The organism is Kosakonia sp. HypNH10, assembly GCF_029850615.1.
Lineage (GTDB): Bacteria > Pseudomonadota > Gammaproteobacteria > Enterobacterales > Enterobacteriaceae > Kosakonia > Kosakonia cowanii.
Map to the genome: position 1 here is coordinate 624380 of NZ_JAOTIU010000003.1, position 23445 is coordinate 647824.

Sequence of the window (23445 nt, forward strand, 5' to 3'; positions counted from 1 at the left end):
TTGTTTTGCAAATGGATGATGCCGAATGCCGGTGCAGACCGGGTAAAACACCGTTTTATGCTTGTGGTTTTTTCTGTTGCATTTTTCACCATCCTGAATCATTTCCTCTGCTTGATGGAGTTGACTTCACAATTTCGACTAATAGTGTGCTGTTTACGGCTGGGTATGTTTTGCGTCAGTAAACGATTGCGGTTACGATGCTGCGCCATGTTTTCCCTTATCCATACACAGAAACAATGGAAAGAGAGAACGTGTAGCCGACGGTGCAAATCGTGTGGTTTTTGTGCTGCGGCTTGAGACATTCCGCAAGGTCAGACAGGTCAACAGGGTAATGCAATGAAAACAGAGAACAACAACACCACGGAGCATCACGCGGCGAAACGTCGCTGGCTGAACTCTCATGAAGAGGGCTACAGCCAGGCGATGGGTAACCGCCATGTACAAATGATCGCCATCGGCGGCGCAATCGGTACCGGTCTTTTTCTCGGTGCCGGCGCGCGTCTGCAAATGGCCGGGCCATCGCTGGCTATCGTCTATCTCGTTTGCGGTATCTTCTCGTTCTTTATTCTGCGTGCGCTGGGCGAACTGGTATTACACCGCCCTTCCAGCGGCAGCTTCGTCTCTTACGCCCGTGAGTTCCTCGGTGAGAAAGCGGCCTATGTCGCCGGCTGGATGTACTTCATCAACTGGGCGATGACCGGCATTGTCGATATCACCGCCGTTGCGCTTTATATGCACTACTGGGGTGCCTTCGGCGACGTGCCGCAGTGGGTCTTTGCCCTTGGTGCGCTGGCGATTGTCGGCACCATGAACATGATCGGCGTGAAGTGGTTCGCCGAGATGGAGTTCTGGTTTGCGCTGCTGAAAGTGCTGGCGATTGTGCTGTTTCTGGTGGTCGGGACGGTTTTCCTCGGCACCGGCAAACCGCTCGACGGCAACAGCACCGGCTTCCACTTGATTACCGATAACGGTGGCTTCTTCCCACACGGCATGATGGCCGCGCTGGTGCTGGTGCAGGGCGTGGTCTTCGCCTTCGCCTCTATTGAGCTGGTCGGTACCGCCGCAGGCGAATGTAAAGAGCCGAAAACTATGGTGCCGAAAGCGATCAACAGCGTGATCTGGCGTATCGGTCTGTTCTACGTGGGCTCGGTTGTGCTGCTGGTGCTGCTGCTACCGTGGAACGCTTACCAGGCGGGACAAAGTCCGTTCGTCACCTTCTTCTCGAAGCTTGGCGTGCCGTACATTGGCGACGTGATGAATATCGTGGTGTTGACCGCCGCGCTCTCCAGCCTCAACTCTGGCCTCTACAGCACCGGGCGTATTTTGCGCTCGATGTCGATGGGCGGTTCCGCACCGAAGTTTATGTCGAAGATGAGCCGCCAGCAGGTGCCGTATGCCGGTATTCTGGCGACAATCTGCGTCTATATTGTCGGCGTGTTCCTGAACTACCTGGTGCCGTCACAGGTGTTTGAGATTGTGCTTAACGTCGCGTCGCTGGGGATTATCGCCTCGTGGGGCTTTATCGTGGTGTGCCAGATGCGCCTGCGCAAAGCGATCCGCGAAGGCAAAGCGGAAGATGTCAGCTTCAAGATGCCCGGTGCGCCGGTGACCTCCTGGCTGACGCTGCTGTTCCTGCTCAGCGTGCTGGTGCTGATGGCGTTCGACTATCCGAACGGTACCTTCACTATCGGCTCCATTCCGCTGATCGCCGTTCTGCTGGTTGCCGGCTGGTTTGGCGTGCGTAAGCGCGTGAACGAAGTGCATGCCACCGCGCCGGCTGAACAGACGCCGCGTACTTAATCCCGCGCCTTTGGCGCTGCGCCATGCCGGACAGCGATTTTGACTGTCACGCAGGTGCAGCGCCTGTTTTATCCCCTGCCTCGCTTACGCTTTCCTGCATATTTGCCGTTTTTTACAGCGTGATGCTGCTACTTTGAGCGGTTACGCTTAAGAATATCCTCATTACCTGTACACTTACCGCTTTGCTGGCCTATATTTTTAGCGCTAAAGGTCACTTTTTTAGTATCAGGCGCACGCTTCAGCTATTCAGGGTGTGTTATAAGCTTATATATTTGTAATACTTATACAAAAGTACACGGTGTACGGGGTGGTGAATGTTTTCTTTTGTGGCCAGACAGGCGATCTTTGATAACCAACTGAACACCGTCGGTTACGAACTGCTGTTCCGCAATAGCATGGATAACCGCTTTCCAGAGATCTCTGCCGAGCAAGCCACGACCCAACTGATCGAAGAGCAGTTCCTCAGTGCGCCTGTCGGACGTAAGAACGATCTGACGACGGTGTATGTCAATTTCCCCTACCAGTTACTGATTGACGGCCTTGCCGAAACGCTGCCGAAAAACCGCGTGGTGATCGAAGTTCTCGAAGATGCGCAGCCGGACAAGCAACTGCTGGAGACGGTAAAACGTCTGCAGAACCTCGGCTTTCGCGTTGCCCTCGACGATTTCGCACCCGGCAACCAGTGGGACGCCTTCTTGCCCTATATCGATGTGATTAAGTTTGATATCAGACGAAGCTCACTGGAAGAGATCGATGCCTGGGTCAACGCCAACCGCGATGCGCTGCGCCACGCGGTGCTGCTGGCGGAAAAAGTGGAAACCTATGAGGAGTTTGAAGCTTATAAGAAACTGGGTTTTCGCCTCTTCCAGGGCTATTTCTTCAGCAAGCCGGTGGTCTCGAAGCGCAATAAGCTGGTGCAGAACCGCGCTTTTGCGCTGCGGTTGATGCAGGAAGTGAACGTCGAGTCGCCGAACTTAAACCGCATTGAAGAGCTGTTGAAACGCGATGTCTCCCTCTCATTTAAGATCATGCGTTACGCGCAGAACATCTTATATAACACGCGCGGGATTAGCGGTTTTCGTAACCAGTCCTTACGCGACATTGTGGTCTACCTCGGCATCAACGAGATGCGCCGTTTTGTACTGGTGGCCTGTCTGACGTCGTTTGAGCACGTGACCAATACCGAGATCTACTATCTGAGCCTGATCCGCGCTAAGTTTTGCGAGCTGGTGGCGGCGCGCACTTCCAGCAATAATGTCGCCAATGACGCTTTCCTGGTGGGGCTCTTCTCCCTGCTGGATGTGATCCTCGGCCTGCCGCTTGAGGAGCTGATGGAGCAGATCTCCGTCTCGCCGGATGTGGCAACAGCGCTGGAGAAAGAGAGCGGAGAACTCTACCCCTATGTTCATCTTGCCCGCGTCTATGAACAGCGTTTATGGGACGAGACCAACGCGATTGCAAATAATATTGGCCTGCCTTACTCCGCGGTATCGGAATTAATGACGCAAGCCACCAAATGGGCAGATGAACTGCCGCTGAGTCTTAAAGGTTAATTCTTCGCGCACGGCCTGCGTGCGCGAAAATAGTCATCTCTTTAAGTGAAATATTATTTCAATTAATTAACACACCTTCCCGATCTTATTTAACACCCTCGCCTGCCTTAAATAAAACTGATGCCACTCGTAAGATATTTGCCCACATATCAGTGCGATATGTGATCAAGATCGAACTTTAACCTCAATCTTTCTACGGTTTATGCCGTTATTACCATTACCACTCTTTTTTATAACTTCAGGATCATGAAAAAATTTGCGCACGCGACCGTATTAACGAAACTGCTGGTTGGTTTCTCTACTCTTATTGTGATGATGTTAATTGTTGGCATCGTCTCGATTTATCAGCTTAACGCCAGCAAACAACAGATCGATAAATTCCGTCAGGAGCGTATGCCGGGCGTTCGCTACACCCTTGAGATGCGCGGCGTATTAGCGGAAATGCGCTTACAACAGGTGCAGTACATCTCCTCAACAACCCCTGCCTCCCTCGATCAGCATCGCAATGAACTGCTGCAAAATCAGGAGACGTTCCTCAATGCCCAGCGGCAGTACGCAAAAATCTCTGCCGGTGCGCCGCCAGAGATGAACGCGCTGTTTGTAACTGTGGTCGATAACTTCAAAAACTTTATCGACGTCAACGCGAAAGTGATTGAGGCGATGAACCACGGTGACGCGGCAGAGGCGGCGAAGATCAGCGGCGTGGTGTCGGCGAAATACCGCACGCAGCTGATGAAAGACCTGGCGACGCTGGTGGATATGGAAGTGGCCATTGGCGAGCGCATGGGCGAAACGACGCAGGCGAATTACAACCACGCGCTCTATGTGCTGATTGGCTTACTGCTGCTGGCGCTGATCGCCACAGGCGTGAGCGCGCTCTTTATCTCGCGCAGCCTGGCGCGCCAACTTGGCGGCGAGCCGGATTATGCGATGTCGATTATGCAGGCGGTGGCCGCCGGCAAGCTGGAGACGGCGGTCGATCTACGCGAAGGCGACAGCAATAGCCTGCTGGCGACGATTAAATATATGAACAGCCAGCTGGCGGAGATTATTCGCGGCATTATTGATGGCAGCGAATCGATCTCCCATGCCGCAGGCGAAATTGCTGAAGGTAACAATGACTTGTCGCAGCGCACCGAGGAGCAGGCCGCGTCGCTGGTGCAGACCTCTTCGAACATGCAGCAGATCACGGAAAACGTGAAGAGTAATGCGGAGAACGCCCGCAAAGCGAGCGAGCTGGCGCGCCAGACCTCAGATACCGCGCTTAAGGGCGGTAAAGAGGTTAACGACATGCTGACGCGCATGCATGAGATCTCCGCCAGTTCGCAGAAGATTGTCGACATTATTTCGGTGATTGAGGGGATCGCGTTCCAGACTAATATTCTGGCGCTCAACGCCGCAGTAGAAGCTGCGCGCGCCGGTGAACAGGGCAAAGGGTTTGCGGTGGTCGCAGGCGAAGTGCGTAATCTGGCGCAGAAGAGCGCCGATGCGGCAAAAGAGATTAAGCAGTTGATTGAGGGGACGGTGGAAAAAATCACCGACGGTTCGCGTTTTGCCGATACCGCCAGCCGTGCGATGGAGGAGATTGTCTCGTCGGTGAATAAGGTGACGGATATTGTCGCTGATATCTCCGCCGCCTCAACCGAGCAGCATCAGGGGATTAAAGAGATTAGCGTCGCCATCGATCAAATGGACCAGGTGACCCAGCAGAACGCCACGCTGGTGGAACAGGCTGCGGTAGCCGCGCAGTCGATGACCGAGCAGAGCGAGGCGCTGCGTAACTCGGTGCGTTTCTTCCAGCTGGCGCATTAATGGTTGCGTCATCGCTTTCCGGATGCGAATACAGTACCCCGGTTCATTGAGCCGGGGAGTATTGCCGGATGGCGCTGCGCTTATCCGGCCTACGAAACTGCACGGCTATTCGAGATTCGCGCGATCGAGGCCGTAGGCTTTATCCAGCGCGCCCGGTGCGGTTTGCGAGACAATCATCAAACGGTTCCAGGTGTTGATAATCGAGATAGCAAACGCCAGTTCTGATAACGCCACTTCATCAAAATGCTCGCGTGCCGCGTCATAAATGGCATCGCTCACCCCTTCAGCAGCGGGCCGGGTCAGGGCTTCGGTCAGTGCCAGCGCCGCCTTCTCTTTCGCGGTGAATAACGGCGATTCGCGCCAGATGGCGACATGATGCAGCCGTAACTCCCGCTCACCCAGAATCCGCGCCTGTTTAATGTGCATATCCAGACAGAAAGCGCAGCCGTTTAGCTGCGAAGCACGAATATCCACCAGATTTTTTAACATGCTATCCAGACCGCTGTGGTGCGAGGCCTGGCTGGCTTCGGAAAGGGCTTTGATCAGGTCAGGAACGCGCTGGAAGAGATTGATGCGGGTGCTCATATTATTTGCCTCGTTTATTGTTTCAACGGGGGCTATATTACGCGTCAATGTCGCAGGAAAAAGATGCAAAACAGCAAGAAAAAGGTAGGACATGAAGCCGGGATACAGGGCTATTTATTCGCAATATCGCGAGAGCATCACACAGGGTTTGCTTAAGCCCGGGGAGAAAGTCCCTTCGGTGCGCGTGCTGGCCAGCGAACTGGGCGTAGCGCGAAAAACCGTGGAGACCGCGTGGTCGATTCTGGTCGGCGAAGGGTTTCTGGTCAGCGATGGCGCGCGCGGCACACGCGTCAATCCTGAACTGGTGCTGTCGCCGGTGAAGCGTAAGGCGTGCGATAAAACTCCCGTAACGGCGACGTCAGCGTTTGGCGACGCCGAGCGTAAACAGAGCGGTTTCTTGCGCCTCGGCATTCCGGCACTTGATGCCTTCCCGAGCAAAAAATGGCTGCTGCTCAGCGCTAAAGCCCTGCGCGCACTGCACCCGAGCGAAATGCTTACGCCGCCATTGATGGGCTACGCTCCTCTGCGTGATGCTATCGCTCACTATCTGAATGTTTCGCGCGGGCTCGCCTGCAGCCCGGAACAGGTGGTGATTACCGGCGGGTATCAGCACAATTTGCGGCTGATCCTCACCCTGCTTGTAGGCCCTCAGCAGAAAGTGGTGTTTGAAGAGCCGGGCTACTTTTTAGGCCAGCGCATATTGCAACATTCAGTCCAGAACCTGCATAGCGTACCGGTCGATAACGACGGCCTGGATATCAATTATCTGCTGCGCCATCACAACGACGCCCATCTGCTATTTGTGACACCGTCACACCAAAGCCCGCTGGCAGTTACCCTCTCCCTGCCCCGCAGACAGCAGCTGCTGGCGTGGGCAGCGCAGCGCAATAGCTGGATTGTTGAGGATGATTACGACGGCGAGTTTCACTACACGCGCAAAGTGGTACCTGCGCTGAAGAGCCTTGATAGTGATGACCGGGTTATCTATATGGGCACCTTCAGCAAAACCATGTTGCCCTCCTTACGCACCAGTTATCTGGTGCTGCCGCGCGCGCTGCTTGCGCAGTTCAGGCAAACGGCCGAACTCACCGAAAGTGGCCAACCGCTGTTAACGCAAAAAATTCTCGCCGCCTTTCTCAGCGAAGGTCACTTTTATAAACATCTGAAGAAGATGCGTAACCTCTACTCTGCGCGGCGCGGGTTCGTGCTGGCGGCGCTGGCGCAGATCTATCCGCAGATATTTGATGTGGAGGTACGCGATGGCGGCATGCATATCATCGCCTTTTTGCGGGAAAGCACGCAGGATGTGGCGCTGGCACAGCTCTGGCAACAACACCAGTTGCAGGTGAGCCCGCTTTCAGAATGGTACAGAGGTGATGCGCCACGCTACGGTTTGATTATCGGTTACACCAATGTCGCGTCGGCTGAAGAAGCGATTGCACTGTTGCAGCGCCCGGTGCAAAAGACACAGGCGCTGCTGGCAGATGGCTCACGGCAGGCTGCTAAAGAGTGAGATATCCCATGCCGTGGCGAGCAGTGACAGGCCAACGATAAACGTCAGCGCGAACGAGAAGGTTTTATCGGACTTTTCCATCGCATGTCCCTCTTGTTAGATGACATGAGCCAAGAGAGTGAAAAAATCTTACGGCTTACGCCCCTGTAAGTTTAGGTCAACTGGTAATTTTTGTCCGGTGTCAGTTTCACCGGCAGATCGTCGGCGTCCACCATTTGCAGCAGATCGATTTCAATCGCGTTGCAGTAGGCATCCAGCGGCAGGTCGTTATCCTCTTCGCCAAACGGATCTTCCAGCTCTTCCGCCAGCGTATCGAGCGAGATAAAGGTGTAGGAGATAAGCACTGAGATAAAGGGCGTCATAAAGTGCAGATCCACCACCAGCGCAAACGGCAGCATGATGCAGAAGAGATAGACGGTGCGGTGCAAAATCAGTGAATAAGCAAAAGGCAGCGGCGTATTAAAGATACGCTCGCAGCCGGCCTGCACCGCGGACATATCGTGTAAGCGCTGAGTAATGCTGTGGAACATAATATCCGACAGCGCCCCTTGCGCCCTGCGCTCGCCCAGCCACTGGCCCATCATCAGCAGAATACGGTTTGCTGGCGAGTGAGCATTTAAGACCTGGCGTAACTCATCGGCCGAGAGATATTTTGACAGCACGTCGCCCTGCGGTTTGCGTCGCAGCGTCATGCGCAGCGCGTGGGCAAAGGCGAACTGTAGCTGCATAAAATGGCGCACGTCGCTCTCGTCAGGCAGCGTAGTTTTCACTTCCCGCAGCAGCGAGCGCGAGGCGATCATCAACTGCCCCCACAACAGACGCGCTTCTGAGTAGCGGGCGAAACAGGCGTTGTTGCGAAAACCGAGGAAGATAGCAATGGCTACCCCGAGAATGCTGAACGGTGCCACCGTTAGCTTGATGCCCAGCGATGTGTACCACGGCAGCATCCAGATGACGGCGACCGAGAGCAGGAAGTTCATGGTCAGGCGTGAAGCGATTTTCGGCAGTACGGAACCGTGCCAGACGAAGAGACGAGCAAGCCAGTGTTTTTCAGGACGGACAATCATAATTATTCAGGGGGAAAAGGAGCGCAGCGGCTATTAAACGTGATCGATGTCACAGTTGCAAGTTTGCTAATGGATTGTGACGCAATTTCGCCCTGCCAGACAAGGTATTGGCGCAGAGGTTGCTGAAACCTGTTATACAACTTAATTACAGTATGTTGTAACTATAATGCTTGCTTTCAGCTATTGCTGCTTTGCCGGATGGCGGCTATGCCTTATCCGGCCTACGGGATCGAATGGAGCGCGGGAGTGCCGGATGGCGGCTGCGCCTTATCCGGACTACGGGATCGAATGGAGTGCGGGAGTGCCGGATGGCGGCTTTGCCTTACCCGGCCTACGGGGATCGAGTGGATTGTGGGTGTGGGAAATGTAGGCCGGATAAGCGCCAGCGCCATCCGGCATTTTACAGGCACCTGTCAGCAGAGCGGTTTTACCGCTTCGCGCATGCCGCGCAGCAGAATGGCGTCCAGATCGAGCGTCACCTGCTCCACCAGGCCCGGCACCTTGCTCAGATCCTGCTCCCAATGATCGCTCACCGACAGCACCGCCCTCACCAGCTCACTGGTGCTGATTTGACGGTCACCATGCTGGCTCCACAGCTGTTGGTAACGCTCAATCCAGTGCGCATCATCCTGCACCGGGTAACTTTTCCCGTCACGCTCACCGCGATAAAACGCAATCAGCGCCGCCAGCGCAAACGTCAGGCGCGCAGGTAATTCACCGCTGGCCTGCTGCCCTGCCAGCAGCTGCGGCAGAATGCGGGTGCGGTATTTGGTCATGCCGTTCAGGGCGATGGAGAGCAGTTGGTGTTTGATATAGGGGTTACGGAAACGCCCGGTCACCGCGCTGGCGAAAGACTCAAGCTCGTCGCGCGGCAGATCCAGCCCCGGAATGATCTCTTCGTAAATCGCTTTCTCGACAAACGCACAGATCTCGGTATCACTCATCGCTTCGCCAACCGTATCGATACCCGCCTGGAATGCGACTGGCACCAGTGCCGTATGTGCCCCGTTGAGGATCGCCACCTTACGCTCTTTGTATGGCTTGATGTCGTCTACAATCAGCACGTTCAGCGGGTATTTATCCAGACGCAGCTCAGCGGCCAGCGATTTAGGCCCCTGAATTACAAACAGATAGAAATGCTCGGCGGTATCGAGGAAGGCATCCTGATAACCCAGCTCCGCTTCCAGTTTCGCCACTTCATCACGCGGATAACCGGTAACAATGCGGTCAACCAGCGTCGAGCAGAAGCTGTTCGCCGTCTCAAGCCACTGAATAAATTCCGCGCCCAGCGCCCACTCGTTGGCATAACGCAGCACCAGTTCACGCAGCGCGTCGCCGTTATAATCGATCAATTCACAAGGGATAATGATCCAGCCTTTATCCTGCGCACCGGCAAAATGGCGGAAGCGTTCAAACAGCAGGCGGGTCAGTTTTGCCGGGTAGCTTACCGCCGGGGCATCATCGAATTTATCCCCGGCGTGGTAGCTGATACCCGCTTCAGTGGTATTGGAGAAAACGAAGCGGATATCCGCATTGTGGGCCAGCTTAAGAAACTCGTCATACTGCGTGTAAACACTGATTTCGCGGTTAACGGAGCGGATAAGACGCGCGTCGCTCACCGCTTCGCCCTGCTCGTTGAGGCCGCGAATAATGGTGGTGTAGAGACCATCCTGCGTGCTCAGAGAAGGCGGGAAATCACTCTCGATTGGGCGAACCACCACCACACCGGCGTTAAGGTCGGTGTGCTCATTCAACAGATCGATTTGCCAGTCGATAAAAGCGCGCAAAAAATTCCCTTCGCCAAACTGAATAATACGTTCTGGATAGTCAGCCCCGGGAAAATTGCGACGGTTTAATGTGTTCACAGTGGGTTCCTTTTTTAGATTAGTCATACAACCTTGGGAGATTGGTGTAATAACTTATCAGACTTTACGACCATGAAACCCTGTTTTGATCAAACTGGCGCGGCTTATTGGCGCCAGTTATATGAACTTGTAAAAAAGTGTCGTCGCCGTCACATTTCCATCCGGCATCAGCGCGTAACGCGGGATCTCACCCACCCGCTGCCAGCCGCAGGCGGTGTAGAAGTTCTCCGCTCCGCTGCCGGTCGCTGTATCCAGCACCAGCACGCTTTTCCCGTGCGCCTGCGCCTCACGCTCAAGGGTTGTCATCAGGCGACGCGCCAGCCCCTGACGTCGCGCTTTATCATGCACCAGTAATTTCGAGACATCGGCGCGGTGCGGCTGGTTTTCCGGCTGATCGAGCACCACCTGAACGGTGCCGACAATCTCACCCGCCTCATCCTGCGCCGCCAGCACAATGCGTTCACCGCGCGTTACGCTTGCGGCAACGCCGGACCAAAATTGATGGGATTTTTCCCGCGAGAGCGGATGCATAAAGCTGACGGAGGCGCCGCCGGCAACGCAGTTTTCCAGCACGTCGCACAGGCTGTCGATATCGGAGAGGATCGCCTCACCAGAGAGGCGATTGATATGATAAGCGGTCATTTAGCTTCCTTGTAAAATGACCACTATTCAACGCGGGGCGGGCTAACTCAAGCACCGCGCTCATACAATTTTATTATGGTTTAGCGTCCGCGATTGTTGCGGGATTTCATGGCATACATCTTCTCATCCGCCTCTTTCATCCAGCTGCGCAGATCGTCACTGCCATCGTGATTAAACTCGCTGACGCCCCAGGAGAAACCGAGCTTCCACGGTTTGCCCGACTGCTGGTTCCAGGCCTCAACCTGTTCGACCAAATGCTGCATCGCAATCCATGCGCCCTCTTCATTGGTATCAGAGAAGACAATCGCGAACTCGTCGCCGCCGTAGCGAACCCGCAGATCCGCTTCACGCAGGCTGGCGGTCATCACCTCCGCCATCGCCTTCAGGGCTTCATCCCCTTCGCCGTGGCCGTAGGTATCATTAATCTCTTTGAAGTTATCAAGGTCGATCCACGCCAGCGTCAATGGCTGCGCGCGGCGGCGTGCGCCAACAATCGCGAACTTCGCCAGGTTATCGAAGCCACGGCGGTTAAAGAGGCCGGTTAACTCATCGGTGGTCGCCGCGCTCATCACCGCGAACTCATCTTCGACGATCATGGCGAAATCTTTCAGGGTGTCGACTTCCGAGCCAGAAAAGCCGCGCGCCGCTTTATCAATCACGCATAGCGATCCCACCAGCGCACCGTCCGGCAGGCGCAGCGGGTAACCAGCATAAAAACGAATATACGGCTCGCCGGTGACCAGCGGATTATCAGTAAATCGCTCATCAAGATGGGTATCTTCGATGATCATCGCCGTTTCAGACAGAATGACGTGACCGCAAAAGGAGATGTTGCGCGGCAGTGTCTGGGCTTCTGCCGGATCACCGCCGGTGGATTTAAAATGGAGCGTATCTTCATCAACCAGCGTAATCAACGCCGCCGGGACATTGAACATCCGTTGCGCCAGGCGCGTTAAGCGGTCTAAACGGGCGTTGACGCCACCCTCCAGCAGGCCGGAGTCATGCAATGACGCCAGGCGCTGTGCCTCATTTGCGGGAATCGCAGGTGTTTTCATAGAGTGCCGATCTCATCATTCTCAGTCTGGACCGCCGCGCTCGGGCAAACGGGCGAGTAGACAACGGTTTACAGCATTAAGCGTAGCCTATTCGGCACGTTTGTCAGGGTGAGCGAATCCGCAGCTTGCGACCGCGCGACGTTAATCATATTGGTCTCAAAAATCAGCCGCAAGATATTTATAAGTTATTAATATTTATTGTGTTGCTTATTTCACGTTGCGGGCGAGATAGTGACTTCCGGCTCGCCGCTGTGGCTATCCGTGGTGCAGTTTCTGCCGTGCCTCTTCGAGCGGTAGAGATGCTCATCGGCCTCGGCCAGCAGATCGTTGAAACCCTCTGTTAACTGGCGCGGGTCGGGCGTGCCGTGCCCGATGCCGACGCTCATCGTCAGATGTAACGTCTGCTGCCGCCATTTAAAGGGATGGTTTTCCACTGCACAGCGCAGCGCCTCCGCAAGTCTCTTCCCTGCTGTTGCATCTTTTGTGACGGCGACCACCACAAACTCCTCGCCGCCCATACGCGCCACCAGCCCGCGCTCGCCAAGCTCCTGCTGCACTTTTTGCGCGAACGAAGTCAGCACCCGGTCGCCACACTCGTGACCATAGCTGTCATTGACGCTTTTGAAGTAGTCGATATCCATCAGCATCACGGAGAGGTGTTTGCCGGCAAAACGCTTCTCCTCTTTGCGCAGGGCTTCATACAGCCCTGAGCGGGAGTAAACGCGGGTGAGAAAATCAAAATCAGCGCGCAGCGACACCTGGCGCATCAGGCGATTAATGGCTTCAACGCTGACCGACACGATCACCGGGCAGATCGCCATCGTCGCTACGCCGAGCCGCGCCGAGAGCATCTGCGGAATATCAAACGGCGAGTGAACGTGAATATCGATCTGCCCGCTGGAGACCAGCATAATCTCCAGCCCGCCGGTGATAAGCGTCACCAGGCAGGTTAACGGCAGTGAACAGCGCACCGCGCACCAGATCAGCGCCGGTAGCGGAAACGCCAGGCTTCCGGCACCGCCAATCACCACCGAGGCGGCAACCGACACCGCCAGCGCGAGGATCGGCATCACCTGCGGCAGTGAAAAGCCCTTAAGCACGCGCGGGCGCGTCATGGTCAGCAGACACGGCAGGATCAGCACGCCCGTTGAGAACTGCTCGCCAAACCAGTCCGCCAGCAGCGGCCAGAAACCCTGATCGTTAATCCCAACCGATCCGAGCGCGCCAAAGAAAGCGCAGAGCAGCGCTGCCACCAGACAGTAACTAAAGAGTTTCAGCGCATTAATCGGCTGTGGCGTCTTCACCATCTGGCGGCGCTCACGACCGATAAGCTGCGCCATGGTGATGATAAACACCATATTGGAGAAGTTGATGATCAGCGACGCCGTGCCCCAACTGGTGGTAATCGCATCATAGGCCAGCATCGCGACATAGCTGATTAAGTAGTAGTGCCAGCGGTGCAAAAACGCGTAGCGGGCGAAGACCCCGGCCATCACCGCATTCAGCGGCCAGAAGAGCGACAGCTCCTCGACCAGGCGCATCATCGCGCCGATAAAATAGAACAGCGTGGTCAGCGCAAAAATCATCCCCGCATTCATCAGCGGGGTCTCTTCCCTGAACGGACGCCAGGAGAACAACAAAGCTCGCATCAAATCTCAATTCCTGTCGCGGGCGGCAGTAGCTGCCCGAAGTAGCGTCGGAAATAGCCTAAAGCTTAGCATGCTTGTTTTCCGCTATAGAATGTTGCGCAACCGCCCTCAGCGCGGCGAGTTCATCTGGACAACCAGCCAGTGATAAATCACATCAACAACATACTGCTGCTGCGCGGGCGACAGCGGCTGGCCCGCCGCAATGGCGTGCCACTTTGCAAGGCAGCCACGACAGCAGGTGGCGGTGGCATGCTGGGCGATAAATACCGGGTGACCGCGCATCGGCGTCTGTTTGCCGTCATTATTAGGCAGCGCAGGCGCAAGGCGCTGAGCGACAAAATCGGCGGCGTGGGCAGCAATGACTTCTGCCCCCTTCTCTTCGCAGTAGTGCCGCTCCTTAGCGCCTAAGCGAAAACGGGAGCGAAAGGTAGAGCGCCCAAGGCGGGCAAACAGCGCATCGAAATCCGCCATCAGTAGACCGATCTGCCAAGACGCTGGCTGAGCGCTTCCAGCAGCGCGACGCCCGCCAGTGAGTTGCCCGCGTCATCCAGCTCCGGGCTCCAGACGGCGATCGCCATCTCATGAGGCACAATCGCCACGATCCCGCCGCCAACGCCCGACTTCGCCGGCAAGCCGACGCGGAAGGCAAACTCCCCGGCGTTCTGGTACATGCCGCTGGTCGCCATCAGGGCATTGATCTGCCGCGCCTGCATCGGCGTCACTACCGGCTGGGCGAGATTCACCGCCTGCCCGCTCTGAGCTAAAAAGAGAAAGGTGCGCGCCAGCTCAGCACAGCTCATCTTCAGCGCGCAGTAGTGGAAGTAGTTTTGCAGAACCGTAGTGACATCATTGTGGAAGTTGCCGAAAGATTTCATTAGCCAGGCGATAGCCGTGTTGCGCGCAGCGTTATCGAACTCCGATCGCGCCACCGCCGTGTCATAGACGATATCGTCGACACCTGCGAGCTTGCGCACAATTTCCAGCATGCGCTGGCGCGGCGCGCTAAGGCGGCTTTGCAGCATATCGCACACCACCAGCGCCCCGGCGTTAATAAAAGGATTGCGCGGCTTGCCCTGCTCAATCTCAAGCTGCAGCAGCGAGTTGAAGGGCTGGCCGGAGGGATCTTTACCGACGCGCTGCCAGATCTCCTCCTCGCCGTAGTGGTTCATCGCCACTACCAGGCTAAGCACTTTTGAGATCGACTGAATCGAGAAGCGCTCATCGGCATCACCTGCCTGATAGTGCTCCCCATTGACGGTGCTAATCGCGATACCCAGTTTATTGCCGCTGACTGCCGCCAGCGCCGGGATATAATCCGCGACCTTCCCGCGTCCCAGCAGCGGGCGTACCTGAGCGACTATCGCCTCCAGCACGCCATTATCCATCACCGATGCCACTTTCACTCCTCGCCCACAGGCCAAATCGGGCTGCGAGTATACCAGAGCTGTTTTGTCGCGTCAGGCGCTGAGACGAAAACGCGCAACCGCTTGCATCAATACCTGCGAATCGTGATAAAGCTGCTCGGAGGCCGCGGCTGCCGTGGTCACCAGTTCGCCGGTGCGCCGTGCCACGCTGTTGAGTGAGTGGAGACGTCGGGTCATCTTATGAATGCTCTCTCCCTGACTTAGCGTTGCAGCTGAGATTTCACTCAATACTCCGCTCAGATGCCCGACCAGGCCGGTCACCTGTTGCAGGTTATCTTCAAGACGGTTCACCGCCTGGGTGCCATCATTGATCCCCTGCAATGAGTGGTTAATCAGTTGCTGAATGGTTTGCGTCGAGTGGCTGCTCTTACGCGCCAGCAGGCCCACCTCTTTCGCCACCACCGCAAAGCCGCGCCCGTGGTTGCCCGCATGCGCCGCTTCGATGGCGGCATTCAGCGCCAGAATGTTGGTCTGAAACGCCACGCCGTCAATCAGCGAGACGATATTGCGCATCTCGGCGGAGCGGTCAACAATCTCGCGCATCGACTGCGTCACCGTCTCCATCATCCTGTCGCCGCCCGCCGCCACTTTACGCGCTTCATCCGCCTGCTGGCGCGCCTCTTCGGCAAAACCGGTATTGCCCTCGACGTGCGACTCCAGCGTGGCGATATGTTCAGTGACATCGTTCAGCTCCTGCGCCTGCTTCGCCGACTGCTGGTTTAGCGACTGGTTGCCTTCCGCCAGGCTGCCGATGGTGCCAATCATCGACGCGGTGGCGTCGCTCACCTGCATCACCAGCTGTTGCAGCCCCTGCTGCATGGTGCCGACGCTGTGGCTAAGCTGGTTGATTTCGCGGTTGAAGCGCTGCACTGGCGGCAACGGCGTGCCGAGATCGCCAGCGGCAAGAATATTGATATGGGCAATCAGTGTGCGCAGCGGCGTGATGACCCAGCGCGACATGCCGAACCACACCAGCAGCGCAATGACCACCAGCAGAGCCGGGATCAGCATAAACACCTGCTGCAAACGGCTAAGGCTGGCAAGCAGCGACTGCCTTCCCTGCTCGGCGTGCTGCGCGCCAGCCTGCTGGAAACGGGCATAGTTATCATTGAAATCGGCCTGGAATGCCTGCGCTGGGACGGCAAAAAAGGCATCGATCGACTGGGTTTTTACCAGCCCGTCGGCCTGCTCTTTCAGCGCGCCATAAAAGAGCTGGTAACTGTTGACCAAGCCTTCATCTTTTGGCGGATTGAGCGCCTGAAAAGCAAGCCAGGCTTTATTGGAAGCCGCCAGCGCCTGCTGGGTTTCATCCATCAGGCTGTGCCAGCTGCCGTCCGAACCGGTCGCTTTATCCTGCATAAAGTAGACACCGGCGCGGTTGAGCAGATCGCTTGCGGTAAGGAGCGCAATGCGCGCTTCATCCGCCCGCACCTGTTGCAGATGCGCCTGTTGATTCAGGCTCTCATCGTGCTGCGCGCTGCGAAGCGAAGCGGTAAGGAAAAAGGAGGAGGCGATTTGCAGGGCGGAAAAGAGCGCGATGATGCAGAAAATCCCGGCCAACAAACCAAACTGCTGCGGTACGATACGCCGAAAAACTCGGCGAAAAATTTGTGTTAAGTTCATGATATTCTTCTGTAACCACTAAGTTGCGGTGAGTCTACAAAAGGATCATGACACATCCATGACAGCCAGAGCTGACGCGCCCCACAGGGGCGCGTTTAGCTTACAGGCGATCTTTCCACACGGTCTGAACGTTGCAGAACTCATGCAAACCAAAGTGGGAGAGTTCGCGCCCGAAACCGCTCTTCTTCACGCCGCCGAAGGCCACGCGCGGATCGCTGGCGCTAAAGCCATTGATAAACACGCCGCCGCACTCGAGATTATCGGCAAACCACTCGGCCTGCGCGCTGTCGGCGGTGAAGACCGTTGCCGAGAGACCAAAGTCGCTGTCGTTGGCCAGCGCCAGCGCATGCTCTGCATCGCGGGCGGTGCTGATCGCGGCAACCGGGCCAAACAACTCCTGACGAAAGGCTGTCATCTGCGGCGTAACGTTGGTCAGTACGGTGGCCGGATAGTAGTTGCCGCTGCCCGGCGTCTTCTCACCGCCGAGTCGCAGGGTGGCACCCTCTTTGATGCTCGCCTCAACCTGGGCGTGCAGTTCGTCGCGCAGATCGAAGCGCGCCATCGGCCCAAGGTAGTTCTCCTCTTTTTCCGGCGCGCCCTGCTGTAGCGCAGCCGCGGCGGCGACAAATTTCTCGGTGAACGCTTCGGCGATCCCCTCTTCAACAATGAAGCGTTTCGCCGCGGCGCACACCTGCCCGGTGTTCTGGTAACGCCCGGCAACGGCGGCTTTCACCGCCAGATCGAGATCGGCATCGTTGAGCACGATAAAGGGATCGGAGCCGCCCAGTTCGAGCACGCACTTTTTCAGCGCCGCACCAGCCTGCGCACCGATTGCCGCCCCAGCACGCACGCTGCCGGTGACGGTCACCGCGGCAATGCGCGGATCGTTAATCGCCTGGCTGACGCCTTCGTTCGTCGCGTTGACCCAGCCAAAAACGCCCGGCGCAAACCCGGCTTCGCTGAACAACTCGCCGATCAGCGCCGCAGAACCCAGCACATTCGGCGCATGTTTTAACAGATAGCTGTTGCCCGCCAGCAGGATCGGCACCGCGCCGCGCAGCACCTGCCACAGCGGGAAGTTCCACGGCATCACCGCCAGAATCGGCCCCAGCGGGCGATATTCAATGCGCGCGCGCTGCGCTTCAACTTGCGTGGCTTCGCTGCCGAGCATCACCGGGCCATGTTCGGCGTACCAGTCGCACAGCGCGGCGGATTTCGCCACTTCTGCCCGCGCCTGTAAGATCGGTTTGCCCATCTCTTCACTCATCATCTGCGCCATCTCTTCTGCGCGGTTACGCAGCACGACGGCCAGATCGCGCAGCTTCTGCGCACGGTCATTAACGCTGGCGTTGCGCCACAGGCGGTAGCCGCTATCGGCCAGCGCCAGCGCGCGATCAACCTCTTCGCGGCTGGCCCACGGCGTGGCGCGTAGGGTTTCGCCCGTTGCCGGGTTAATGGAGAGTGCATGGGTGGTTGCGGTCAGAGACATTATTTTTCCCCTCAATGATTTCAGAACTTGCATTAGGGTGACGCAGTTTGTTATTTCTGAAAACTGAATAATATTAACTTCACCATTCACGTTACGAGAACAACATGGATTTAACCCAGCTTGAGATGTTTAACGCCGTGGCGCAGACCGGCAGCATTACCCAGGCCGCGCAGAAGGTGCACCGGGTACCCTCAAACCTGACGACGCGCATTCGCCAGCTGGAAGCGGATCTCGGTGTCGATCTCTTTATCCGCGAAAATCAGCGCCTGCGCCTGTCGCCTGCCGGACACAGCTTTTTACGCTACAGCCAGCAGATCCTCGCGCTGGTTGATGAGGCGCGGATGGTGGTGGCGGGCGATGAGCCACAGGGGTTGTTCTCGCTGGGCGCGCTTGAGAGCACCGCTGCGGTGCGTATTCCGGCGACGCTCGCCGCCTATAACCAGCGCTACCCGCGTATTCAGTTCGATCTCTCCACCGGCCCTTCCGGCACCATGATTGACGGCGTGCTTGAGGGAACGCTGAGCGCAGCATTTGTCGACGGGCCGATTATGCACCCGGGGCTGGAGGGGATTCCGGTCTATCGCGAGGAGATGATGATTGTCGCCCCGGCGGGCCATGAGCCGATTACCCGCGCTTCGCAGGTGAACGGTGCCAGTATTTATGCCTTTCGCGCCAACTGCTCCTACCGCCGCCATTTTGAGAGCTGGTTTCAGGCCGACCGCGCCACGCCGGGGAAAATTCACGAGCTGGAGTCCTACCACGGCATGCTGGCCTGCGTGATCGCCGGTGCCGGGCTGGCGCTGATCCCACGCAGTATGCTGGAGAGCATGCCCGCCCATCAGCAGGTCAATGCCTGGCCGCTGGCGGAAGAATGGCGCTGGCTCACTACCTGGCTGGTGTGGCGACGCGGCGCGAAGAGCCGACACCTTGAGGCGTTCATTGCGCTGTTGCCGTAGCGTTTTGGCTGCGTGCGGTTTGTTATGCCGGATGGCGCGTTACACGCTTATCCGGCCTACGTGAACAGAGCCACTGAAACCGCGGCTGATTGCCGGATGGCGGCTTCGCCTTATCCGGCCTACCAAAACGCGCTTTCAGCGATACCGGTGCGGTTTTTATCTGCAATATGACAGCGAGGGGGTTGTGTCCCCGCTGAAATCGGCGAACCGAAGCGTGAATGACAAGGTCTGGACGCCATGGATGGCGGACAGAGGCGAACCGAGACAGGATGTCGAGTCGAGCCGGCCGCAGTCAGGCACGCGGGAGGTGAGCGCAGTGCGCAGCACCGATTTCCTTGCGGGGCCGCGGGGATTGACAAGGGGAGCGCGGCCGCTTCCCTTATCCCGTTCACCGCACCGGTGATAAAAATATTCCGCCACACGCCTGGTGAACGGAACCCTTCCACCAGTGCCAACATGCAACTCCTGTTGCCGGATGGCGGCTATGCCTTATCCGGCCTACAGAACCCCTTCCACCGAGGCAACGTGCCGCGCCGATTGCCGGATGGCGGCTACGCCTTATCCAGCCTACGCTCGCAACGCCTTTTGCATAAACACACTTAACGGGTCGGGAGCATACGGCGCAAACGCCTCGCAAATCTGGTATCCGCAGCGCTGGTAAAGTTTCACCGCCGCGTGCTGCTCGACGCCCGTCTCCAGCCGCAGCGTGTGGCACCCCTTCTCGCTCGCCGCCTGCTCAAGCGCGGCAATCAACTGCTCGCCCAGCTTCTGCCCGCGGTGCGTCGGGTCGATAAACACCCGCTTCATCTCCGCGCTGCCATCCTCATTAAGCAGCACCGCGCCGCAGCCAACGGCATCCTGCTGATGCACGATTTTACGCAGGATCAGCGTCTCTTCGGGAAAAGAAGCCAGGTCAACCAGATGGTTGCTCTCTGCCGGATAAAGCGCGGTCTGGTAGCGGTCGAGGGCGGCGATGAGGGCAATCACCTCCGGCTGCGTCGCGGTGGCATCAACAATACGGTACATAGCGGCTCCTTATAGTTATCGCATTGTTAAATTAGCGAAAATTCCGCCGCTTAACTCATATGAATAACCTATAGATCCGCGACAATATTGCACGCCAGCAATAACAGGCTGTACTTTACGCAAGAGAATATTCTGACAAGGGAATCGCCATGAATACAAAAGCTCGCAAAGTGATGATTATCGGCACCGGTAATGTTGGTGCATCTGCCGCTTACGCTCTTTTAAACCAGAACATTTGTGAAGAGCTGATCCTGGTGGATGTTAACGCCCCGCGCGTAGAGGGACACGCGCAGGATCTGGCGGATGCCGCCGCGTTTATGCCGGGGATGATGTCTATCTCCACTCGTTCCATCGAGGCGTGCGCGGATGTTGATATCGCGGTAATTACCGTCTCCGGTGGCGCGCTGAAGCCTGGCCAGACGCGGCTGGATGAGCTTGGCAACACCGCGCGCATTGTTAAAAACATTGTGCCCACTATGATGGCAAACGGCTTTAACGGCATTTTTCTGGTGGCGACTAACCCTTGCGACATCATTACCTGGCAGGTGTGGTCTCTCTCCGGCCTGCCGCGCAACCAGGTGATCGGCACCGGCGTCTGGCTCGACACTACCCGTCTTCGCCGTCTGCTGGCGCAGGCGCTGGATATCGGCGCGCAGAGCATTGACGCGTTTATTATGGGCGAACATGGCGATACGCAGTTCCCGGTGTGGTCGCACTCATCGATTTATGGCTCGCCCATCGCCGACGTCTATCAACAGAAAACCGGCCAGCCGCTGGATGCGGATGCGCTGGCGGATCGCGTGCGCCGCCACGGCTTTGAGATCTTTGCCCGCAAAGGCTGCACCGAATATGGTATTGCCGGCACGATTGCCGAGATCTGCCGCAATATCTTTACCGGTAGCCACCGCGCGCTGGCGATCTCCTGCATTCTTGACGGGGAATATGGCGCGCACAATGTGGCAATTGGCGTGCCGGCGGTGCTGACCCACAGCGGCGTGGAGCAGATTATCGAACTGCACTTAACCGAGGACGAAGTGGCGAAGTTCAACCACTCTGTTGAGGTGATCAAAGCCAATATCGCGCGCTTGCCGTAATAAGCGCGCTGCGGGGGCGCTATCGCCCCCGGTCATTGTGCTAGCGCAAATAGACTTTGCCGATCAAGTAGAGCGTTGCCTGGCCGCCAATCAACACCCGATCGCCCCGCCACTCGCAGCGCAGATCGCCGCCGCGCGCGGAGACCTGGCGCGCCTGCATCACCGTTTTGCCGAGCTTCTCGCCCCAGTAGGGGATCAGCATGCTGTGCGACGAACCGGTAACCGGATCTTCGGCTACCGACTCGCCCGGGCAGAAGAAGCGGCTGACAAAGTCATACTCCTCCCCCGGTGCCGTGACGCAGACCATTTTCCCCAGCGGCTTCATGGCGGCGATATCGGGCTGCAAGGCTTCGACCTGCGCCTGGTTCTCCAGCACGACCATGTAATCGCGCCCTTCATACACCGCCTGCGCCCTGGCAATGCCCAGCGTTTCCAGCAGCAGCGGCGGCGGATTTTCAACAGGTTGGGTTGCCCATGCCGGGAAATTGAGGGTCAGCCAGTCGCCGTTGCGCGCAACGGTTAACTCGCCGACAAAACGGGTGCTGAAGCGGATCTCAGTTTCTGGATAATCGAGGTATTCGAAGATAACGTGAGCGGCGGCAAGCGTCGCGTGACCGCAGAGGTTGATCTCATCCTGGGTGGTGAACCAGCGCAGCTCGAAACCGCTATCGTTGCGCACAAAAAAAGCGGTTTCCGATTGGTTATGCTGCTGCGCCATTTTCAGTAACAGATCGTCTGGCAGCCATTCGGTGAGCGGACAGACCGCGGCGGCGTTACCGCCGAAGGTGTGGTCGCTGAAGGCATCGACCAGATAGAAGTCAATTGTTTGCATTGTTTTTCCTCATCTTTTCTTTTGTTCTGACGGCAAACTTTCAGCGGCGCAACCGCTATTTTTTTGCTGAATGAAAAATGAGATCTACATCACAAAAAGTTTGTCTTTCCGTCGGCAAAAGCATTAAGATCTTCGCCTCTTCTTCTCTTCAACCAACCCAAAGCACTCTTATGATGACGAATACTGTTTCACGTAAAGTCGCGTGGCTACGGGTGGTTACGCTTGCCGTTGCCGCTTTTATTTTCAACACCACCGAATTTGTGCCGGTGGGGTTGCTCTCTGATATCGCCCAGAGCTTCGATATGGAGACCCCGCAGGTCGGGATCATGCTGACCATCTACGCGTGGGTGGTGGCACTGATGTCACTGCCCTTTATGCTGCTAACCAGCCATATTGAGCGGCGAAAACTGCTGATTGCGCTGTTTGTGCTGTTTATCGCCAGCCACGTCCTCTCCTTCCTGGCGTGGAATTTCGAGGTGCTGGTTATCAGCCGTATCGGTATTGCCTTTGCGCATGCCATCTTCTGGTCGATCACCGCTTCACTGGCGATCCGTCTGGCTCCCGCGGGAAAACGCGCCCAGGCGTTAAGCCTGCTTGCCACCGGCACCGCGCTGGCGATGGTGCTCGGCTTGCCGATTGGCCGCATCGTCGGGCAGTACTTTGGCTGGCGCACCACCTTCTTTGTGATTGGTATGGGCGCGCTGGTGACGCTGATTTGCCTGGTCAAATTGCTGCCGACGCTCAACAGCGAGCACTCCGGCTCGCTGAAAAGCCTGCCGCTGCTGTTTCGTCGCCCGGCGCTGGTCAGCATCTATGTGCTGACGGCGGTGGTGGTCACCGCCCATTACACCGCGTACAGCTATATTGAGCCGTTTGTGCAGAATGTGGCGGGCTTTAGCGCCAATTTCGCGACTATCCTGCTGCTGTTGCTTGGCGGTGCGGGAATTATTGGCAGCGTGCTGTTCGGTAAGCTCGGCAACCGTCACGCCTCCGGGCTGGTGTGCAGCGCCATCGGGCTGCTGGTGATTTCGCTGGTGATGCTGCTTCCCGCTGCCGGGAGCGAAAGATCCCTCGCCGTGCTGAGCCTGTTTTGGGGCGTGGCGATTATGATTATTGGCCTCGGCATGCAGGTGAAAGTGCTGGCGCTGGCACCGGATGCGACCGACGTGGCGATGGCGCTCTTTTCCGGGATTTTCAATATCGGTATCGGCGCAGGCGCGCTGGTGGGCAATCAGGTTAGCCTGCACTGGTCAATGAGCACCATCGGTTATGCCGGTGCCGTCCCGGCGATTGCTGCGCTGGTGTGGGCGGTGGTGATTTTCCGCCGCTGGCCGGTGCAGCTCGAGGAGCAGCCGGTTTAATTGTTGCCGCTGCAACGGCGTAGGCCGGATAAGCGTGTAACGCGCCATCCGGCAATGGGGTTTGCATGTGGCTTTGGTGGAATGATTCCGTTCACCATA

General features: G+C 57.0%; 19 protein-coding genes. 7 read left to right on the forward strand and 12 right to left on the reverse strand.

What is annotated here, in order from left to right:
• Positions 1 to 336: 336 nt before the first annotated feature.
• The 3 genes from ansP to N7V53_RS12310 all read left to right on the forward strand — a co-directional run bounded on the left by ansP (position 337) and on the right by N7V53_RS12310 (position 5165).
• Complete coding sequence (gene ansP, locus N7V53_RS12300) at positions 337 to 1800, forward strand: L-asparagine permease (RefSeq protein ID WP_124968377.1); 1464 nt, start codon at positions 337 to 339, stop codon at positions 1798 to 1800.
• A 314-nt stretch (positions 1801 to 2114) separates the two neighbouring features.
• Positions 2115 to 3353, forward strand: a complete 1239-nt coding sequence (locus N7V53_RS12305) for an EAL domain-containing protein (RefSeq protein WP_279793549.1) — start codon at positions 2115 to 2117, stop codon at positions 3351 to 3353.
• Between the two features lie 246 nt (positions 3354 to 3599).
• A complete protein-coding gene (locus tag N7V53_RS12310) occupies positions 3600 to 5165 on the forward strand; it encodes a methyl-accepting chemotaxis protein (RefSeq protein ID WP_279793550.1) in 1566 nt (521 codons plus the stop codon).
• A gap of 105 nt (positions 5166 to 5270) precedes the next feature.
• Here the strand turns inward: N7V53_RS12310 and N7V53_RS12315 are convergent, their stop codons facing one another.
• Complete coding sequence (locus tag N7V53_RS12315) at positions 5271 to 5750, reverse strand: carboxymuconolactone decarboxylase family protein (RefSeq protein WP_279793551.1); 480 nt, start codon at positions 5748 to 5750, stop codon at positions 5271 to 5273.
• Between the two features lie 91 nt (positions 5751 to 5841).
• Here N7V53_RS12315 and N7V53_RS12320 point away from each other — a divergent pair, with 91 nt between their 5' ends.
• A complete protein-coding gene (locus N7V53_RS12320) occupies positions 5842 to 7263 on the forward strand; it encodes a PLP-dependent aminotransferase family protein (RefSeq protein WP_279793552.1) in 1422 nt (473 codons plus the stop codon).
• Positions 7264 to 7415: 152 nt separating this feature from the next.
• Here the strand turns inward: N7V53_RS12320 and N7V53_RS12325 are convergent, their stop codons facing one another.
• The 9 genes from N7V53_RS12325 to sad form a co-directional block, all read right to left on the reverse strand.
• Positions 7416 to 8330 (reverse strand): bestrophin family ion channel, encoded by a 915-nt coding sequence (locus tag N7V53_RS12325; protein WP_279793553.1) that lies wholly within the window; start codon positions 8328 to 8330, stop codon positions 7416 to 7418.
• A 413-nt stretch (positions 8331 to 8743) separates the two neighbouring features.
• Positions 8744 to 10195 carry a tagaturonate reductase gene (locus N7V53_RS12330; protein ID WP_279793554.1) on the reverse strand — a complete coding sequence of 484 codons (1452 nt, stop codon included), beginning with the start codon at positions 10193 to 10195 and terminating at the stop codon, positions 8744 to 8746.
• 117 nt (positions 10196 to 10312) lie between these two features.
• A complete protein-coding gene (locus N7V53_RS12335) occupies positions 10313 to 10837 on the reverse strand; it encodes a GNAT family N-acetyltransferase (RefSeq protein ID WP_279793555.1) in 525 nt (174 codons plus the stop codon).
• Between the two features lie 80 nt (positions 10838 to 10917).
• Positions 10918 to 11892 carry a sensor domain-containing diguanylate cyclase gene (locus tag N7V53_RS12340; protein ID WP_279793556.1) on the reverse strand — a complete coding sequence of 325 codons (975 nt, stop codon included), beginning with the start codon at positions 11890 to 11892 and terminating at the stop codon, positions 10918 to 10920.
• 212 nt (positions 11893 to 12104) lie between these two features.
• Positions 12105 to 13541 (reverse strand): sensor domain-containing diguanylate cyclase, encoded by a 1437-nt coding sequence (locus N7V53_RS12345; protein ID WP_279793557.1) that lies wholly within the window; start codon positions 13539 to 13541, stop codon positions 12105 to 12107.
• A gap of 108 nt (positions 13542 to 13649) precedes the next feature.
• Positions 13650 to 14012 (reverse strand): DUF4186 domain-containing protein, encoded by a 363-nt coding sequence (locus N7V53_RS12350; RefSeq protein WP_023478835.1) that lies wholly within the window; start codon positions 14010 to 14012, stop codon positions 13650 to 13652.
• Entirely contained in the window at positions 14012 to 14938 is a 927-nt protein-coding gene (gene glsB, locus N7V53_RS12355) for a glutaminase B (RefSeq protein ID WP_124968387.1), read from the reverse strand. The genes N7V53_RS12350 and glsB overlap by 1 nt, the downstream gene beginning before the upstream one ends.
• A 60-nt stretch (positions 14939 to 14998) precedes the next feature.
• A complete protein-coding gene (locus N7V53_RS12360) occupies positions 14999 to 16588 on the reverse strand; it encodes a methyl-accepting chemotaxis protein (RefSeq protein ID WP_279793558.1) in 1590 nt (529 codons plus the stop codon).
• A gap of 100 nt (positions 16589 to 16688) precedes the next feature.
• Positions 16689 to 18077, reverse strand: coding sequence for a succinate-semialdehyde dehydrogenase (gene sad, locus N7V53_RS12365; protein WP_279793559.1), 1389 nt, complete (start codon positions 18075 to 18077; stop codon positions 16689 to 16691).
• A gap of 104 nt (positions 18078 to 18181) precedes the next feature.
• On the opposite strand from sad, the gene N7V53_RS12370 reads away from it, so the two are divergent.
• Positions 18182 to 19033: a LysR family transcriptional regulator gene (locus N7V53_RS12370; RefSeq protein ID WP_139964810.1), complete on the forward strand. Its 852-nt coding sequence runs from the start codon at positions 18182 to 18184 to the stop codon at positions 19031 to 19033.
• A 567-nt stretch (positions 19034 to 19600) separates the two neighbouring features.
• Here the strand turns inward: N7V53_RS12370 and N7V53_RS12375 are convergent.
• Positions 19601 to 20059, reverse strand: a complete 459-nt coding sequence (locus N7V53_RS12375; RefSeq protein ID WP_279793560.1) for a GNAT family N-acetyltransferase — start codon at positions 20057 to 20059, stop codon at positions 19601 to 19603.
• A gap of 149 nt (positions 20060 to 20208) precedes the next feature.
• Between N7V53_RS12375 and N7V53_RS12380 the strand changes: the two genes are divergently transcribed.
• Entirely contained in the window at positions 20209 to 21153 is a 945-nt protein-coding gene (locus tag N7V53_RS12380) for an L-lactate dehydrogenase (protein WP_023479024.1), read from the forward strand.
• Between the two features lie 40 nt (positions 21154 to 21193).
• Here N7V53_RS12380 and N7V53_RS12385 read toward each other — a convergent pair whose 3' ends face one another.
• Positions 21194 to 21985 carry a PhzF family phenazine biosynthesis protein gene (locus tag N7V53_RS12385; protein ID WP_279793561.1) on the reverse strand — a complete coding sequence of 264 codons (792 nt, stop codon included), beginning with the start codon at positions 21983 to 21985 and terminating at the stop codon, positions 21194 to 21196.
• 170 nt (positions 21986 to 22155) lie between these two features.
• Between N7V53_RS12385 and N7V53_RS12390 the strand changes: the two genes are divergently transcribed.
• The gene (locus N7V53_RS12390; protein WP_279793562.1) at positions 22156 to 23346 is read left to right on the forward strand and encodes a sugar transporter; all 1191 of its coding nucleotides are present in this window, start codon (positions 22156 to 22158) and stop codon (positions 23344 to 23346) included.
• Positions 23347 to 23445 lie beyond the last annotated feature (99 nt).

Bases quoted from the DNA above. Each gene is read 5' to 3' on its own strand.
- ansP (WP_124968377.1), top strand. From the start codon at position 337: ATGAAAACAGAGAACAACAACACCACGGAGCATCACGCGGCGAAACGT.
- N7V53_RS12305 (WP_279793549.1), top strand. From the start codon at position 2,115: ATGTTTTCTTTTGTGGCCAGACAGGCGATCTTTGATAACCAACTGAAC.
- N7V53_RS12310 (WP_279793550.1), top strand. From the start codon at position 3,600: ATGAAAAAATTTGCGCACGCGACCGTATTAACGAAACTGCTGGTTGGT.
- N7V53_RS12315 (WP_279793551.1), bottom strand. From the start codon at position 5,750: ATGAGCACCCGCATCAATCTCTTCCAGCGCGTTCCTGACCTGATCAAA.
- N7V53_RS12320 (WP_279793552.1), top strand. From the start codon at position 5,842: ATGAAGCCGGGATACAGGGCTATTTATTCGCAATATCGCGAGAGCATC.
- N7V53_RS12325 (WP_279793553.1), bottom strand. From the start codon at position 8,330: ATGATTGTCCGTCCTGAAAAACACTGGCTTGCTCGTCTCTTCGTCTGG.
- N7V53_RS12335 (WP_279793555.1), bottom strand. From the start codon at position 10,837: ATGACCGCTTATCATATCAATCGCCTCTCTGGTGAGGCGATCCTCTCC.
- N7V53_RS12340 (WP_279793556.1), bottom strand. From the start codon at position 11,892: ATGAAAACACCTGCGATTCCCGCAAATGAGGCACAGCGCCTGGCGTCA.
- N7V53_RS12345 (WP_279793557.1), bottom strand. From the start codon at position 13,541: ATGCGAGCTTTGTTGTTCTCCTGGCGTCCGTTCAGGGAAGAGACCCCG.
- N7V53_RS12350 (WP_023478835.1), bottom strand. From the start codon at position 14,012: ATGGCGGATTTCGATGCGCTGTTTGCCCGCCTTGGGCGCTCTACCTTT.
- N7V53_RS12360 (WP_279793558.1), bottom strand. From the start codon at position 16,588: ATGAACTTAACACAAATTTTTCGCCGAGTTTTTCGGCGTATCGTACCG.
- sad (WP_279793559.1), bottom strand. From the start codon at position 18,077: ATGTCTCTGACCGCAACCACCCATGCACTCTCCATTAACCCGGCAACG.
- N7V53_RS12370 (WP_139964810.1), top strand. From the start codon at position 18,182: ATGGATTTAACCCAGCTTGAGATGTTTAACGCCGTGGCGCAGACCGGC.
- N7V53_RS12375 (WP_279793560.1), bottom strand. From the start codon at position 20,059: ATGTACCGTATTGTTGATGCCACCGCGACGCAGCCGGAGGTGATTGCC.
- N7V53_RS12380 (WP_023479024.1), top strand. From the start codon at position 20,209: ATGAATACAAAAGCTCGCAAAGTGATGATTATCGGCACCGGTAATGTT.
- N7V53_RS12385 (WP_279793561.1), bottom strand. From the start codon at position 21,985: ATGCAAACAATTGACTTCTATCTGGTCGATGCCTTCAGCGACCACACC.
- N7V53_RS12390 (WP_279793562.1), top strand. From the start codon at position 22,156: ATGATGACGAATACTGTTTCACGTAAAGTCGCGTGGCTACGGGTGGTT.